Source organism: Caloramator fervidus, from assembly GCF_900108045.1.
Lineage (GTDB): Bacteria > Bacillota > Clostridia > Clostridiales > Caloramatoraceae > Caloramator > Caloramator fervidus.
The window spans coordinates 1-16,054 of sequence record NZ_FNUK01000007.1 but is presented as its reverse complement, the minus strand read 5'-3'; the positions used below and the strand labels follow the sequence as shown (position 1 = coordinate 16,054).

Annotated in this window: 19 protein-coding genes; all 19 read left to right on the top strand. The window is 30.0% G+C overall.

The window, feature by feature from the left end:
- Nucleotides 1-10 precede the first annotated feature (10 nt).
- On the top strand, nucleotides 11-1,213 hold the full coding sequence (locus C4R78_RS03525) for an acetate/propionate family kinase (RefSeq protein WP_103895724.1): 1,203 nt from the start codon (nucleotides 11-13) through the stop codon (nucleotides 1,211-1,213).
- Between the two features lie 75 nt (nucleotides 1,214-1,288).
- Nucleotides 1,289-1,780 (top strand): YceD family protein, encoded by a 492-nt coding sequence (locus C4R78_RS03520; protein WP_103895723.1) that lies wholly within the window; start codon nucleotides 1,289-1,291, stop codon nucleotides 1,778-1,780.
- A 12-nt stretch (nucleotides 1,781-1,792) separates the two neighbouring features.
- Complete coding sequence (rpmF, locus tag C4R78_RS03515; protein WP_103895722.1) at nucleotides 1,793-1,969, top strand: 50S ribosomal protein L32; 177 nt, start codon at nucleotides 1,793-1,795, stop codon at nucleotides 1,967-1,969.
- A gap of 63 nt (nucleotides 1,970-2,032) precedes the next feature.
- The gene (gene plsX, locus C4R78_RS03510) at nucleotides 2,033-3,037 is read left to right on the top strand and encodes a phosphate acyltransferase PlsX (RefSeq protein ID WP_103895721.1); all 1,005 of its coding nucleotides are present in this window, start codon (nucleotides 2,033-2,035) and stop codon (nucleotides 3,035-3,037) included.
- A gap of 116 nt (nucleotides 3,038-3,153) precedes the next feature.
- Nucleotides 3,154-3,387 (top strand): acyl carrier protein, encoded by a 234-nt coding sequence (acpP, locus tag C4R78_RS03505; protein ID WP_008908188.1) that lies wholly within the window; start codon nucleotides 3,154-3,156, stop codon nucleotides 3,385-3,387.
- A 55-nt stretch (nucleotides 3,388-3,442) separates the two neighbouring features.
- Nucleotides 3,443-4,150 (top strand): ribonuclease III, encoded by a 708-nt coding sequence (gene rnc, locus C4R78_RS03500; RefSeq protein ID WP_341456805.1) that lies wholly within the window; start codon nucleotides 3,443-3,445, stop codon nucleotides 4,148-4,150.
- Nucleotides 4,143-5,207 carry an elongator complex protein 3 gene (locus C4R78_RS03495; RefSeq protein ID WP_103895719.1) on the top strand — a complete coding sequence of 355 codons (1,065 nt, stop codon included), beginning with the start codon at nucleotides 4,143-4,145 and terminating at the stop codon, nucleotides 5,205-5,207. Before rnc ends, C4R78_RS03495 begins: the two co-directional genes overlap by 8 nt.
- A gap of 67 nt (nucleotides 5,208-5,274) precedes the next feature.
- On the top strand, nucleotides 5,275-5,535 hold the full coding sequence (locus tag C4R78_RS03490) for a stage V sporulation protein S (RefSeq protein ID WP_103895718.1): 261 nt from the start codon (nucleotides 5,275-5,277) through the stop codon (nucleotides 5,533-5,535).
- Between the two features lie 136 nt (nucleotides 5,536-5,671).
- Nucleotides 5,672-9,214: a chromosome segregation protein SMC gene (gene smc / locus C4R78_RS03485; RefSeq protein ID WP_103895717.1), complete on the top strand. Its 3,543-nt coding sequence runs from the start codon at nucleotides 5,672-5,674 to the stop codon at nucleotides 9,212-9,214.
- A 2-nt stretch (nucleotides 9,215-9,216) separates the two neighbouring features.
- Complete coding sequence (ftsY, locus tag C4R78_RS03480) at nucleotides 9,217-10,137, top strand: signal recognition particle-docking protein FtsY (protein ID WP_103895716.1); 921 nt, start codon at nucleotides 9,217-9,219, stop codon at nucleotides 10,135-10,137.
- Between the two features lie 53 nt (nucleotides 10,138-10,190).
- Nucleotides 10,191-10,520 (top strand): putative DNA-binding protein, encoded by a 330-nt coding sequence (locus tag C4R78_RS03475; RefSeq protein ID WP_103895715.1) that lies wholly within the window; start codon nucleotides 10,191-10,193, stop codon nucleotides 10,518-10,520.
- A 16-nt stretch (nucleotides 10,521-10,536) separates the two neighbouring features.
- Nucleotides 10,537-11,883 (top strand): signal recognition particle protein, encoded by a 1,347-nt coding sequence (ffh, locus tag C4R78_RS03470; RefSeq protein ID WP_103895714.1) that lies wholly within the window; start codon nucleotides 10,537-10,539, stop codon nucleotides 11,881-11,883.
- Nucleotides 11,884-11,912: 29 nt separating this feature from the next.
- Nucleotides 11,913-12,158 carry a 30S ribosomal protein S16 gene (rpsP, locus tag C4R78_RS03465; RefSeq protein WP_103895713.1) on the top strand — a complete coding sequence of 82 codons (246 nt, stop codon included), beginning with the start codon at nucleotides 11,913-11,915 and terminating at the stop codon, nucleotides 12,156-12,158.
- Between the two features lie 14 nt (nucleotides 12,159-12,172).
- Nucleotides 12,173-12,400 carry a KH domain-containing protein gene (locus C4R78_RS03460; protein ID WP_103895712.1) on the top strand — a complete coding sequence of 76 codons (228 nt, stop codon included), beginning with the start codon at nucleotides 12,173-12,175 and terminating at the stop codon, nucleotides 12,398-12,400.
- A 52-nt stretch (nucleotides 12,401-12,452) separates the two neighbouring features.
- The gene (rimM, locus tag C4R78_RS03455; RefSeq protein WP_103895711.1) at nucleotides 12,453-12,962 is read left to right on the top strand and encodes a ribosome maturation factor RimM; all 510 of its coding nucleotides are present in this window, start codon (nucleotides 12,453-12,455) and stop codon (nucleotides 12,960-12,962) included.
- Complete coding sequence (trmD, locus tag C4R78_RS03450) at nucleotides 12,959-13,696, top strand: tRNA (guanosine(37)-N1)-methyltransferase TrmD (RefSeq protein ID WP_103895710.1); 738 nt, start codon at nucleotides 12,959-12,961, stop codon at nucleotides 13,694-13,696. Before rimM ends, trmD begins: the two co-directional genes overlap by 4 nt.
- Before the next feature lie 207 nt (nucleotides 13,697-13,903).
- Nucleotides 13,904-14,380 (top strand): NADH-quinone oxidoreductase subunit NuoE, encoded by a 477-nt coding sequence (nuoE, locus tag C4R78_RS03445; RefSeq protein WP_103895709.1) that lies wholly within the window; start codon nucleotides 13,904-13,906, stop codon nucleotides 14,378-14,380.
- A 15-nt stretch (nucleotides 14,381-14,395) separates the two neighbouring features.
- Nucleotides 14,396-14,797 (top strand): (2Fe-2S) ferredoxin domain-containing protein, encoded by a 402-nt coding sequence (locus tag C4R78_RS03440; RefSeq protein ID WP_103895708.1) that lies wholly within the window; start codon nucleotides 14,396-14,398, stop codon nucleotides 14,795-14,797.
- Nucleotides 14,798-14,811: 14 nt separating this feature from the next.
- Nucleotides 14,812-16,054 (top strand): (2Fe-2S) ferredoxin domain-containing protein (locus tag C4R78_RS03435; protein ID WP_103895707.1); only part of this gene is annotated, 1,243 nt, incomplete at its 3' end.

Below are 16,054 nucleotides of genomic sequence, written 5' to 3'. Positions count from 1 at the left end.
GGGTATAACTATGAATATTCTAGTTATCAATTGCGGAAGTTCATCTTTAAAGTATCAATTAATTAACATGGAAAATGAAACAGTTTTAGCAAAGGGGTTAGCAGAAAGGATAGGACTTGAAGGTTCAGTTTTAAATCATAGACCAGAAGGAAAGGATAAAATAGTTATTGAACATCCAATGCCAGATCATAAGACAGCTGTAAAATTAGTGCTTGAAGCTCTTACTCATCCAGAATATGGTGTAATAAAAGATATGAGTGAAATTTCAGCTGTAGGACATAGAGTGGTTCATGGTGGAGAAAAATATGCAAAGTCTGTTTTAATAGATGAGGATGTTTTAAAAACTCTTGAAGAAATGTCACATTTGGCTCCATTACACAATCCACCAAACTTAATAGGTATTTATGCATGTAAAGAATTAATGCCAAATGTTCCGATGGTTGGAGTATTTGATACTGCATTCCATCAAACTATGCCCAAATATGCTTATATGTATGCTTTACCATATGAATTGTATGAAAAGCATGGTATAAGAAGATATGGATTCCACGGAACATCCCATAGATATGTTAGCAAAATTGCAGCAGACTTATTAGGAAAGGATATAAAAGATTGTAAGATAATAACATGCCATCTAGGAAATGGTGCATCTGTTGCAGCTGTTGATGGTGGTAAATCAGTAGATACATCAATGGGATTTACCCCACTTGAAGGATTAATAATGGGAACAAGAAGTGGAGATATTGATCCTGCAATTGTTACATATCTTCAAGAAGCTGAAAATTTAACTGCAAAGGAAGTAAATAACTTATTAAATAAAAAGTCAGGAGTTCTTGGAATATCAGGAGTTAGCAGTGATTTTAGAGATATAGAACAAGCAGCAGCAAATGGAAATGAAAGAGCTCAATTAGCTCTTGATATGTTCTATTATAGAGTTAAGAAATACATAGGTGCATATGCAGCTGCAATGGGTGGAGTAGATGCTATTGTATTTACTGCTGGGCTTGGAGAAAATTCACCAGAATGTAGATATGAAATATGCAAAGGATTAGAGTTTTTAGGAGTTAAGATAGATCCTGAAAAGAATAATGTAAGAGGAAAAATAACAGAAGTTTCTGCGTCAGATTCAAAGGTTAAAGTATTTTTAATTCCAACAAACGAAGAGTTAATGATAGCAAGAGATACAAAGGAAATAGTAGATAATTTAAAATAATTATTCTATAGCCTTGACATATTTTAAGTAAGCTTATATAATGAATGTTAGTTGTTTATTATTTGAGGTGAGCATATGTTTTTAGATATAACGGATTTGATTAAAAAGAAAACAGATGAAAAAGAATTTAGTTTAGAAATAAACAGGGATATGTTAAAAAGAGATGATTTTGAAGTTAAATTAATTTCTCCTTTAATTGTAAAAGGTAAAGCTACTTTGGATGGAGAAGATATAATTGTAAAAGGTTCTATAGAAACATCTATAAAATCGTTTTGTGCTAGGTGTTTAAAGAGTGTTGACTACCCTCTGAATATTAATTTTGAAGAAAGATTTTCTAAAAAGCAGGGGGAAGATATATATCCAATGTTAGAGGACAGAATTGATCTTGAAGATATGATAGTTGATAATGTAATTCTGTCCTATCCACTAAAAGTTTTATGTAAAGAGGATTGTAAAGGATTATGTCCTGAATGTGGCCTTGATTTAAATGAAGGTCAATGTGATTGTTTAAAAGATGCAATTGATCCAAGGCTTGAAGCATTAAAATCGTTCTTTAAAGGTGAGTGAGGAGGTGCAACTATGGGTAATCCAGCCAGAAGACATTCAAAATCAAGAAGAGATAAAAGAAGAGCACAAACTTGGAAGTTAGCAATGCCAGGAATGGTAGAATGTCCACAATGTCATGAAATGAAACTAGCTCATAGGGTATGTCCTACTTGTGGATATTACAAGGACAGAGTAGTAATTGAAAAGTAATTGTATTTTAGCACACCGAAAGGTGTGCTTTTGTCTTTTAAATATTTAAAAGGAGGATATATTATGAAAATAGTCATAGATGCAATGGGTGGCGATAATGCACCTGAGGAAATTATAAAAGGTGCTATTATGGCTGTAAATGAATTTGGAGTTGACATTATATTAGTTGGAGATGAGGTTAAAATAAAAAGTGAAGTAGAAAAATATCAAATAAAAGATAAAAATAAAGTAACTATAGTTCATGCCTCTGAAATTATAACTAACGATGAATCTCCAACTATGGCAATAAGAAGAAAAAAGCATTCATCTATGGTAGTTGGATTAAAAATGTTAAAAGAAGGATATGCTGATGCTTTTATATCAGCTGGAAGCACAGGTGCTTTGTTAGCAGGAGGCTTGTTTATAGTAGGTAGGATAGATGGTATTGACAGACCATGTTTAGCACCAATAATTCCTGGAGAGAAGGGGAATTTTATGCTTTTAGATGCAGGTGCTAATGCAGAATGTAAGCCAAGAAATATTTTACAGTTTGCGATTATGGGTGATGTTTATTCAAAGAAAGTTTTAGGAAAACAAAATCCTAAAGTAGGGCTTGTTAATATTGGCGTTGAAGAGGAGAAAGGAACGGAATTTGTAAAGCAAAGTTATGCATTGCTAAAACAAAGTGAACTAAATTTTATTGGTAACATTGAACCAAGAGATATCCCAAAAGGAGAATGTGATATTGTTTTAGCAGATGGATTTGTAGGAAATGTTATATTGAAACTTTATGAAGGAGTAGCACAAACTATTTTTGATGTATTAAAAAGAGAAATATATTCATCTTTTTTAAATAAATTAGGTGGTTTTCTTTTAAAACCTGTTTTTAAAAAATTTAAAACTGACTTTGATTATACAGAATATGGTGGAGCAATTCTTTTAGGAGTTAAAAATGTATTGATTAAAGCTCATGGAAGTTCAAATGCAAAAGCTATAAAAAATGCTGTGAAACAAGCTGTAAATTGTATAAATGGTAATGTTGTTGAGATAATTTCTCAAGAAATAAAAAATATGAATATTTTAGAGTAAAATTTTATAAAATTGGTAATAAATAATTGAGTAAGAAAAAATTTATTAATTTTTATTGACGCATTTTAGGTTATATAATATTATATAGATGGGCTTATTGAAGGGAGGTGAAAATAATGATATTTGAAAAAATAAAGGAAAGAATTTCAGATATTTTGGGTGTAGATCCAGATGACATTACAATGGATTCACACTTTATTGATGATTTAGGAGCAGATTCATTAGATATAGTTGAGCTTATAATGGCTCTTGAAGAAGATTTTGATTTAGAAATACCAGATGAAGATGCAGAAAAATTACAAACTGTTGGTGATGTAGTAGATTACATAAAAGAGCATACAGATATATAAAATAGTCCCGATTTTTTCGGGGCTTTAAATTTTAATGGAGGTTCTTATGGATAGTATAAGACGTAAGCAACTTGAAGAGTTTGAAAAAATAATTAAAGTTAAATTTAATGATAAAGAATTATTAGATAAAGCATTGACTCATAGTTCATATGCAAATGAAAATGGTCTAAAATATAATGAACATAATGAGAGATTAGAATTTCTTGGGGATTCAGTTCTTGGGCTTATTATTAGTGAATATTTATTTAAGAAGTTTAAATATAAACAGGAAGGAAAATTAAGTAGGTTAAGAGCAAGTGTTGTATGTGAAACATCTCTGGCAGAGTTAGCAAGAAATATTTGTATTGATAGGTATATAAGAATAGGAAAAGGAGAAGAGCTAACTGGAGGTAGGAACAAAGATTCTCTTCTAGCTGATGCTACAGAAGCCCTTATAGCAGCTATTTATTTAGATAAAGGGTATGATAAAGCTAAGGATTTTGTTTTAAAAAATTTAAAAGATAAAATAGAGTTAATAGCTAGAAGAAAAGAATATATTGATTTTAAGTCAAAACTTCAAGAATATGTTCAAAAGAACTTAACTGCAACTATAAAATACAATGTTACAAATGAGTGGGGGCCTGATCATGATAAAACTTTTGAGGTTGAAGTTTTTTTAGATAATATAAATTATGGGCATGGTCAAGGAAAAAGCAAAAAAGAAGCTGAACAAATGGCGGCTAAAAATGCGTTAGTTAAGTTGGGAGTAGATGTAGATGATTAGGCATTATATAATACCTATTTTTGTTCCGCATGTTGGTTGTCCTCATGATTGTATATTCTGTAACCAAAAAAAAATTACTGGAAACAACGAGATTATTGATTATAAATATGTGATTGAAAGAGCAGAAGAGTATTTAAAAACTATGCAACGAGAACGTTCTATAATTGAAATTTCGTTTTATGGTGGAAGTTTTACTGGTATTCCTATGAATTACCAAAATGAACTTTTAAGTGCAGCTAATAAATTGTTAAAGGAAGGTAAAATACATTCTATAAGACTATCCACAAGACCAGATTATATAAATGAATTTATACTTGACAATTTAAAAAAACATAATGTTAGAACTATAGAATTAGGAGTACAGTCTTTAGATGATGATGTGTTGGTTGCCGCTGAAAGAGGACATACATCTTATGATGTTTACAATGCTGTAAGTTTAATTAAAAAATATGGTTTTAAATTGGGATTGCAAATGATGATAGGACTTCCAAAGGATAGTGAAGAAAAAGATATACAAACAGCTAGAAAGATCGTAGATTTAAAACCAGATTTTGTCAGAATCTATCCAGCAGTTGTTATAAAAGACACTGAAATGGAACATATGTATAGAAAAGGTAAATATATTCCTTTAACTATTGATGAAGCAATTCATATAACTAAAAAGGTTTATTTAATATTTATTAAGAATGATATTAAGATTATAAGGATAGGTTTACAAGCAAGCGAAGGTATTGCTTTAGGTAAAGATGTTGTTGCAGGTCCTTTTCATCCTGCGTTTAGAGAGTTAGTAGAATCAGCGATAATGTGCGATATGATTGAATATATTTTAAAGCAGAATTTTGAACAACAAAAGGATATTTTGATTAAGGTCAATGGCAAAAGTATTTCAAAACTATATTCTAACAAGAAATTTTATTTTAGTAATATGTTAAAAAAATTAAAGAATAAGAAGCTCGTTGTAAAAATTGATAATACATTAAATGATTTAGAGGTTGTGGTTGAAGGTGATTTAAGTAGAAAAATGTCAATAAAAGATTATGCTAATATAGTAGTTTAAGGAAGGATTTTTTAAATTGTTATAGAATATATAAAAGTAGTTAAGAAAATGAAAAGGAGGAATAGTCATGGAAGTTTTGAAGGTATCATCTCAATCACAACCTAAAGCTGTTGCTGGTGCTCTTGCTGCAGTATTAAGGGAAAGATCGGTAGCTGAAATTCAAGCAATAGGAGCTGGAGCAGTAAATCAAGCTGTTAAAGCTATAGCAATAACAAGAGGATATGTTGCTCCAAATGGAATAGATCTTGTAGTTATTCCGGCCTTTTCTGAAGTGGAAATAAATGGAGAAGAAAGAACAGCAATTAAGTTTATAGTTCAGCCAAGATAAGGACCTGCTTAGCAGGTCTATTTTATTCTATTAACATTGATTTGTATTATAAACAATGCTATACTATATAAAGTGTTATTATGGGATTTATCCTAAAAGGGTAAATCCCTTTAAAATATGCCTGAGGTGATGTAGCTTGTATTTAAAAAGCATCGAGATAAAAGGATTTAAATCTTTTGCTGATAAAGTAGAAGTTGAATTTACGAAAGGAATTACAGCTATTGTTGGTCCAAATGGAAGTGGAAAAAGCAACATATGTGATGCTATAAGGTGGGTATTAGGAGAGCAAAGTGCTAAAACTTTAAGAGGATCAAAAATGGAGGATGTTATTTTTTCTGGAACTGAAAATAGGAGGCCTTTAAATTTTGCAGAGGTTTCTTTGATTATTGATAATAGTGATAATATTTTACCTATAGAATATAACGAAGTTAAAATTACAAGGAGATTATATAGATCTGGTGAAAGTGAATACTTAATAAATAATACTGCATGTAGATTGAAGGATATATATGAATTATTAATGGATACAGGAATAGGTGTAGATGGTTATTCGATAATTGGACAAGGAAAGGTGGAGGAAATTTTAAGTTCAAAGCCTGAGGATAGAAGGTTAGTTTTTGAAGAGGCAACGGGAATTACAAAGTTTAAAAATAGAAAGATTGAAGCGGAAAGAAAATTAGAAAATACAAGACAGAATTTAACAAGAATTAATGATATTATTTCCGAGTTAGAATTACAAATAGAACCATTGGAGACTCAAGCCAGAAAGGCTGAAGAATATTTAAAATTAAAAGATGAGTTAAAATTTATGGAGATAAATTCTATTTTATATAACTATGATATAATAAAACAAAAACTAGATGTAACCTTAAGAGAAATAGAGAATAAGGTGAATGAATTAAATGCATTAGAAATAAATAAAGAAAATTTAAATTCTAGAATTTATCATAAAAAAAATGAATTAGCTTCTATTCAAGAACAATATGATAAAACTACAAACTTAAGTTATGAGCTTGAGAAAAATATACAAAAAGCTTCTTCAGATATAGAGCTTTTTTTAGAGCGAAGGGAAAATTATATAAATGAAAAGAACAGGTTGGAATCTGAGTTAGCTTCCTTAAAATCAACTATTGAAATAGAGAATGACAAGCTTTGTAAGCTTTTAAAAGAAAAGGAACATATTGATAAAAAAATAATAGATCAACAGGAATTGATAAAAAATATAGAAGCACAATTGTCAGAACATATTCAAGAGTTTAAGTCTAAGGAAAAATTGATTGAAGATAAGAAAAATGAATTATTAGAGATTCTAAATAATATTTCGGAATTAAAAAATAAGTTTAGTTCTTTAAATTTTATAAAGGAAAGTTTAAAGAAACAATATGATAATTTAATTCAAATGCTTGAATCCAAAGAAGGTAAAAAAAGTGAAATAATTTCATATTTAACTGACAAAGAAAAAGAACAAAAGGAATTGGTATTAAAAATAGGAAATTTAAAAAATGAAATAAATAATTTAAATAAACTAAAATTATCTATTGAAAAAGAGATTAAAGACTTAGATTTAAAATTGGTTGAAATAAAGCAAACTTTAAGAACTAACGAAGCCAAATTAAATATGTTGTTAGAGATGGAAAAAGAACTTGAAGGTTATAATAAAGCAGTAAAATCGTTAATAAATGAATATAAAAATGAGAAAGGTTTTTTAGGAACTGTTTCAGATATTTTAAATGTTCCTAATGGTTATGAAGTTGCTATTGAATCAGCTTTAGGTTCGGCTTTTCAGAATATAGTTGTTAAGGATGAAGAGCTAGCAAAGGTAATGATAGATTATTTAAAGAACAATAAGCTTGGTAGAGCTACTTTTCTTCCAATAAGCACCGTTAAAGGAAAAGCAGATATAGATAAAAAACAGTTTGAAAAATTTGATGGATTTATAGGAATTGCAGCTGAATTAGTAACTTTTGATCCTATTTATAAAAATATAGTTGCAAACCTTTTAGGAAGAACATTAATTTGTAAAACTATTGACGATGCTATAGAACTTGCTAAAAAAACTGATTTTAATTTTAAAATTGTAACGTTAGATGGAGAAATTGTTAATCCAGGAGGTTCCTTAACTGGAGGATTAAGCAGTAAAAATATAGGTATTTTCAAAAGAAAAAATGAGATTATTAAATTAAAGGATGATATGGAAGCTCTTAATATAAAATTAAAGGATATTGAAAATAACTTGAATAAAAAATATCAAGATAAAAGGGAAATTGAAATTAGCTTAGAGAAATTATCATCTCAAATTAATTTGGCTAATATCAATATGTCAACATTGAATAATGAAATGAAAAATATAAAGAATAAGCTAAAAGAAATAGATATAGAAATTAATGATTCTAAATTAGAGATAGAACATGTACTAAACGAATTAGAAAAGGTAAAAAATGATGAATGTTTATATCTAAGTGAATTAAATAATAAACAAAATAAGAAATTAGAACTAGAAAGACAATTAGAAGAATTAAATAAAATATATTTTGAGTTTGAAGCTTCAAAAGAAAATATAAGTTCAAAATTGACGTCAGAGAAGGTTATTTATGCGGAGTTAAAAAAGGAATGTGATGTTTTAAATTCCAAAATAAAAGAAGCACATCTTCAGCAGGATAAGCTTGAAAATAAAAAGGCCGAGATTGAATCTTACCTTAATGATATAAATAATAAAATTGTTGAAGTAGAAGATAATATAAGCATTAAAAAACAAAAATTAGAATATCTTATAAAAGATTTAGAGAACAACAAAAAGAAAGAAAATGAATATTACAATAAAAAGAATTTATTATCAACAGAAATAATGAGTTTGGAAGATGAAATTAATAAGGTTAATAAAAATATATCTGATTTAACAAGTGTAATTCACAAATTGGAAATGACGCAATCAAAACAAGAATCGGAGATAGGATTATTAAATCAAAAACTTTGGGATGAATATGAGCTTACAATTCCTCAGGCTCAGAAGTATAAAATGGATAATTTTAATAATTCAGATTCTAACAAGAAAATAAACAGTTTAAAGAGTAGAATAAAAGAACTTGGTGATGTTAATTTAGGAGCTATTGAAGAGCTCAAAAAGGTAAAAGAAAGATATGAGTTTCTAAAAGAACAAAGGGAAGATTTAATTAGTGCAGAACAGTCGCTTTTAGATATAATTAAAGATATAACGGAAAAAATGAAAATACAATTTGAAACTAATTTTGCAACTATTCGTAACTATTTTAATGAAACTTTTAAAGAATTGTTTGGCGGAGGATATGCTGACTTAAGAATAGATGGAGAAAATGTATTAGAATCAGGTATAGAGATAATTGTTCAACCACCAGGTAAAAAATTACAAAATATATCTCTCTTATCTGGAGGAGAAAAAGGTTTATCAGCTATAGCTTTGATCTTTGCTTTATTGAAATTTAAACCTACTCCATTTTGTGTTCTAGATGAAATTGAAGCAGCCTTAGATGATGCAAATGTATTTAGATTTGCAAATTATTTAAAAAATTATTCTAGTAAAACTCAATTTATATTAATCACTCATAGAAAAGGTTCTATGAGTGTAGCCGATGTGTTGTATGGTGTTACTATGGAGGAAAAAGGGGTTTCAAAAGTTCTTTCATTAAAATTAAAGGAGGCTTAATTATGGGTTGGTTTGAAAAATTAAAAGAAAGTTTAGCAAAGACTAGAGATAATTTAACTCAAAAAGTTGAGGCTATATTTAGTTTTACAACACAAATAGACGAAGAATTTTATGAAGAGCTTGAAGAAGCGCTTATAATGTCAGATGTAGGAGTAAAGACTACACAACATATAATTGAGACCTTAAGAAAAAATATAAAAGATAAAAAAATTTCTACGCCTGATAAGGCTAAAGAAGAATTAAAAAATATAATATTAGATATTATGAAAAAAGATAAAAATTTATCCATAATTCCTGGTTTTTTACCCGCTGTTTTTATGGTGGTTGGAGTAAATGGTGTAGGAAAAACAACGAGTATTGGAAAATTAGCATATTATTTTAAAAATAAGGGATATAAGGTTTTACTTGCTGCAGGAGATACCTTTAGAGCAGCAGCTATTGATCAGCTTGAAGTATGGTCTCAGAGGGTAGGTGTGGAGATAATAAAGCAATCTGAAGGGTCAGATCCAGCTGCAGTAATTTTTGATGCTATTCAGGCTGCAAAATCAAGAAAAGTAGATATTTTAATATGTGATACTGCTGGAAGATTGCATAATAAGAGAAATCTTATGGAAGAATTAAGAAAAATAAATAGAGTAATAGAAAAGGAAGGAAGTAATTTTTATAAGGAGACTTTGTTAGTTCTTGATGCTACTACAGGACAAAATGCTTTATTTCAAGCAAAGGAGTTTTTAGAAGTAAGTGATGTTAATGGTATAGTATTGACAAAACTTGATGGAACAGCTAAAGGTGGCATAGTAATTGGAATTAGCAATGAGTTAAATATACCTGTAAAGATGATTGGGGTAGGGGAAGGCATTGATGACTTACAAGAATTTGATCCAGAAATGTTTGTAGAAGCTCTTTTTGAAACTGTTAAGTAAAAATACTTGACACCATAAAAAGTTTTTGTTAGTATAATAAAGGATGATAGGTTATGGATAAATTAAGTTTTATTGCTATGCTTTTAGATTTTTATGGTAATTTGCTTACAGAGAAGCAAAGGACTATAATGTCTTATCATTACGAAGAAGATATGTCGTTAAGTGAGATATCTGAGCTTATGAATATTTCAAGGCAAGCAGTTCACGATATTATAAAAAGAAGCGAGAAAATATTATTAGACTATGAAAAGGAATTAGGGTTGGTAGATAAATTTTTAAAACAAAGGCAAAAGCTCATTGAAATAAAAAATATGTTAATAAAAAAGCAATATAAAGATTTAGATGAAATAATTAAAATGATAGATGAGTTGATTGAAGCATAATTTAGGAGGGCTTTATATGGCTTTTGAGGGTTTAACCCAAAAATTGCAGGAAACTTTTAGAAAGTTAAGAGGTAAAGGCAAGTTAACTGAAAAAGATGTAAAAGAAGCTATGAGAGAAGTGAAATTAGCCCTTCTTGAAGCTGATGTAAACTATAAAGTAGTTAAAGATTTTGTAAATAGTGTTACTGAAAGAGCTATAGGTCAAGAAGTAATGGAAAGTTTAACTCCAGGACAGCATGTTATAAAAATTGTTCATGAAGAGCTTGTTAATTTGATGGGGGCAAAGGAAAGTAAGATAAATATTTCACCTAAGCCTCCAACAGTTATTATGCTTGTAGGTTTACAAGGTGCAGGAAAGACAACTATGGCAGCCAAATTAGCTTTGCATTTTAAAAGAAATAATAAACACCCTCTTTTAGTAGCTGCCGATGTATATAGACCTGCAGCTATTAAACAACTTCAAATATTAGGTGGACAGATTGATATTCCTGTTTTTGCTTTAGGAGATAAAATTAGTCCTATTGATATTGCAAAGGCTTCAATTGAGTATGCTAAAAAGAATGCAAGAGATATAGTTATAATAGATACTGCAGGAAGGCTTCACGTAGATGAAGATTTGATGTTAGAACTTGAGAGTATAAAAAAAGAAGTTGAACCTAATGAGATTTTGCTTGTTGTTGATGCAATGACTGGCCAAGATGCTGTAAATGTGGCAGAAAGTTTTAATCAAAGGCTTGATATTACTGGAGTTATTCTTACAAAGCTAGATGGAGACACAAGAGGAGGGGCTGCTCTTTCAGTTAAAGCTATTACTGGTAAGCCTATAAAGTTTGTAGGTATTGGAGAAAAATTATCAGACCTTGAAATTTTTTATCCAGATAGGATGGCTTCAAGAATTCTAGGAATGGGAGATATTTTAACACTTATTGAGAAAGCTCAGCAAGCAATTGATGAAAAGAAAGCACTAGAAATGCAACAAAAGCTTGAAAAACAAGAGTTTACTTTAGAAGACTTTTTAGAACAAATGCAACAGATGAAGAAGTTAGGGTCTTTGAAGGATTTAATAAGGATGATTCCAGGCATTGATGTAAGTAAACTTAATGATATAGATTTTGAAGAAAATGAGAGAGAAATGGTCAAAATTGAAGCGATTATAAAGTCCATGACAAAAGAAGAAAGAAGGAACCCTTCAATAATAAATTCAAGCAGAAAAAAAAGAATTGCTAAAGGTTCAGGAACTTCTATTCAAGATGTTAATAAGCTTTTAAATAATTTTGAGCAGGCAAGAAAAATGATAAAACAATTTTCAGATATTCAAAAACACATGAAAAAAGGGAAATTTAAATTTCCTTTCTTTAAATAAATTTTGTAATATTCTAAGGAGGTGAAATTATGGCAGTAAAAATCAGATTAAGAAGAATGGGAGCTAAAAAGAATCCTTTTTACAGAATTGTTGTTGCAGATTCAAGATCACCAAGAGATGGTAGATTTATAGAAGAAATTGGATACTACAATCCAACAACAGAACCAGCAGATGTAAAAATTGATGTAGAAAAAGCTAAGAAGTGGCTTTCAAATGGTGCTCAGCCAACAGATACTGTAAGAAGCTTATTAAAGAAGGCAGGCATCATTGAATAAAAGGGGTGCTTTTTATGAAAGAGCTTGTAGAAGTAATAGCCAAAGCTCTTGTAGACAATCCAGATGCCGTTGTAGTTAATGAAATTTGTGGTGAACAGTCAGTTATTATAGAATTAAAAGTTGCACCAGAAGATATGGGAAAAGTTATAGGAAAACAAGGTAGAATTGCAAGAGCTATTAGGACTGTAGTAAAAGCTGCAGCAATAAAAGCAAATAAAAGAGTTATTGTGGAAATAATATAAAGAGTTAGGGTATTCCTAACTCTTTTTAACTATATAAAAAAGGGTGATTGACATGGTTCGATATTTAAAAATTGGCCAAATAATTAATACCCATGGTATAAAAGGAGAAGTAAAAGTATATCCTTTAACTGATGATCCAAAAAGATTTGATGATTTAAATTTTGTATTTTTTAAAAAGGGTGAAGAATTTGAAAAAGTAAATGTTGAAGGAGTCAAGTATTTTAAAAATTTAGTTATTTTGAAATTAGAGGGTATTAATGATATGAATACAGCAGAAAAATTAAAAAATATTTTTATTTATATAGATAGAGAAAATGCTGTAAAACTTCCAGAAGATACCTATTTTGTTGCAGACTTAATAGGAATGACGGTTTATGATATAGATTCTAATCAAAAATTAGGAACTATTATTTCTGTTTTTTCTACAGGTAGCAATGATGTATATGAAATAAAACTTGAAAATGGAAAAATTATATTAATTCCTGCTATTAAAGACGTTGTTAAAGAAGTTGATATTGAAAATGCTATAATGAAAATAAAACTTTTAGAGGGATTGATATGAAATTTGATGTATTAACTTTATTTCCAGAAATGTTTAATGTTTTTAATTATAGTATAATTGGAAGAGCTAGAGAACAGAAAATAATAGAAATCAATGTTCATAATATAAGAGATTTTTCAACAGATAAACACAAAAAAGTTGATGATTACCCTTATGGTGGAGGAGCAGGAATGGTAATGCAGGTAGAGCCTATTTATAACTGCGTTGATTATTTAATTAAGTTATATGGATATAAGCCTCATACCATTTTACTTACACCAAGGGGTAAAAGATATGATCAAGAAGATGCTAAAAAGCTTTCTAATATGAAACATATAATGCTAATTTGCGGACATTATGAAGGAATAGATGAGAGGATAATGCCTATTGTTGATTTTGAATATTCTATAGGTGATTTTGTATTAACAGGCGGAGAACTTGCTAGCATGGTAATTATAGATTCAGTTGCAAGATTAGTACCTGGCGTATTATCTACAAACATAAGCTATGAAGAAGAATCGTTTTATAATGGGCTTTTAGAGTATCCTCAATATACAAGACCTAGAGAGTTTAGGGGAATGAAAGTTCCAGATGTTTTACTTTCTGGAAATCATAAAGAGATTGAAAAATGGAGAAGATATCAGTCTTTAAAAATTACATACCTTAAAAGACCAGATTTATTAAATAAAGCTTTATTGACAAAAGAAGATAAAAAAATGTTAGACGAAATTAAAAAAGAGCTTGAAGAAAAGTAGACTACATTTCAATGGTTAAGGCAGGCAAGCCTTTAAATGCCTGCCTTTATTAATTTTTAAGGGATTTTAGTAAGATTCAAATACAAAATGTTGCATTATCATAACAGATAACCATAATTTCAAATAAATGGTATTGATCTTGAATTAATTACTATGTTAAAATTTAACTGGGTGTTTGTGTTAAAAAAATAACAAAGGGGTGAAATTATGTGTTATTGTGATGAGCAAAGTAAATTTGAAGAATTAAGAAAATTCATACAAGAAAAAAGAAATGACAAAGGAGCTTTAATGCCTGTTTTACAAAAAGCTCAGGAGATATTTGGATGTCTAAGCTATGATATTCAGGAGTTTATATCTAAAGAATTAAAGGTTCCTATGGCTGAAGTATATGGTGTTTCTACTTTTTATTCTCAATTTACCCTTGAGCCTAAAGGAGAACATATAATAAGAGTATGTCTGGGGACAGCATGCTATGTCAAAGGTGCCCAAGCTATATTAGATAGATTATCTAAGGAGTTAAATGTAGAGGTAGGAAAAACAACTCAGGATGGAAAATTTACATTAGAAGCTACAAGGTGTCTTGGAGCATGTGGTTTAGCTCCTGTTATGATGATAGGTGAAAAAGTTTATGGAAGATTAATTCCGGATGATATTCCAAATATTTTAAAAGAATATCAAAAGTAATAGGAGGTTTATCATATGAAAACATTAAAAGAATTAGAAGAAATAAGGAAAAGGACGCTTGATAGGGTTAATCAAAGAAAAGATAGAACGACAACGAGGATAGTTGTAGGTATGGCAACATGTGGAATAGCAGCGGGTGCAAGGCCAGTTCTTCTTGCCATAATGGAGGAAGTTGAAAAATTAGGTCTTACTGATATTATAGTTGCTCAAACAGGATGTATCGGACTTTGTAAAATGGAGCCAATCGTAGAAGTTATAAAACCAGGAGAAGAAAAAGTAACATACGTAAAAATGGATGCTGAAAAGGCAAGAAGAGTAGTAAGAGAACATGTTAAAGATGGAAGAGTTGTTGAAGAATACACGTTGCATGTTGTTCAAGGGAAAATATTAAATGACTACAAGGTAGAAAAAGAATGATTGGAGGGAAAAGCATGGCTTTTTATCGTTCACAGGTTTTGGTTTGTGGTGGAACAGGTTGCACATCATCTGATTCTAATAAGATATTAGAAAAGTTTAAAGAAGAAGTAAAAAAGCATGATATAGAAAAAGAAGTAGAAATTGTAAGGACAGGATGTTTTGGATTATGTGAATTGGGTCCTGTAGTTATTGTTTACCCAGAAGGAGCTTTTTATTCAAGAGTAAAAGTTGAGGATGTAGAAGAAATAGTTGCAGAGCATTTGGTAAAAGGTAGAGTTGTAACAAGACTTTTATATAAGGAGTCAATCGATGAAGGAAGGATAAAATCATTAAATGAAATTGATTTTTATAAGAAACAATATAGGGTAGCTCTTAGAAATTGTGGAGTGATTGATCCAGAAAACATAGATGAATATATTGCGTTTGATGGATATAAGGCGCTTGCTAAAGTATTAACTACTATGACACCTCAAGAAGTTATAGAAGAAGTTAAAAAGTCAGGATTAAGGGGTAGAGGAGGTGGAGGATTCCCAACAGGATTGAAATGGGAATTGACAGCGAAATCACAAGCAGATCAAAAATATGTAATTTGTAACGCAGATGAAGGGGACCCAGGGGCATTTATGGATAGATCTATACTTGAAGGGGATCCACATTCAGTTTTAGAAGCCATGGCGATAGCAGGTTATGCAATTGGAGCAAATCAGGGATATATATACGTTAGAGCAGAATATCCAATAGCAGTTCAAAGATTAGAAGTTGCTATAAAGCAGGCAAGGGAATATGGACTTTTAGGAAAGAATATATTTGGGACAGGATTTGATTTTGATATAGAATTAAGACTTGGAGCAGGGGCATTCGTGTGTGGAGAAGAAACTGCTTTAATGAATTCGATAGAAGGGAAAAGAGGAATGCCAAATCCAAAGCCACCATTCCCAGCGCAATCAGGACTTTGGGGTAAGCCAACACTTATTAACAACGTTGAAACATTTGCAAATATACCTGTGATTATATTAAAAGGAGCGGAATGGTTTGCATCAATAGGAACAGAAAAGAGCAAAGGGACGAAGGTATTTGCTCTTGGTGGAAAGATAACAAATACAGGGCTTGTTGAAGTTCCGATGGGAATAACATTAAGGGAAGTTATATATGAAATAGGTGGAGGAATACCAAACGGAAAGAAGTTTAAAGCTGTTCAAACAGGAGGACCATCAGGAGGATGTATACCAGCAGAACATCTGGATACGCCAATTGATT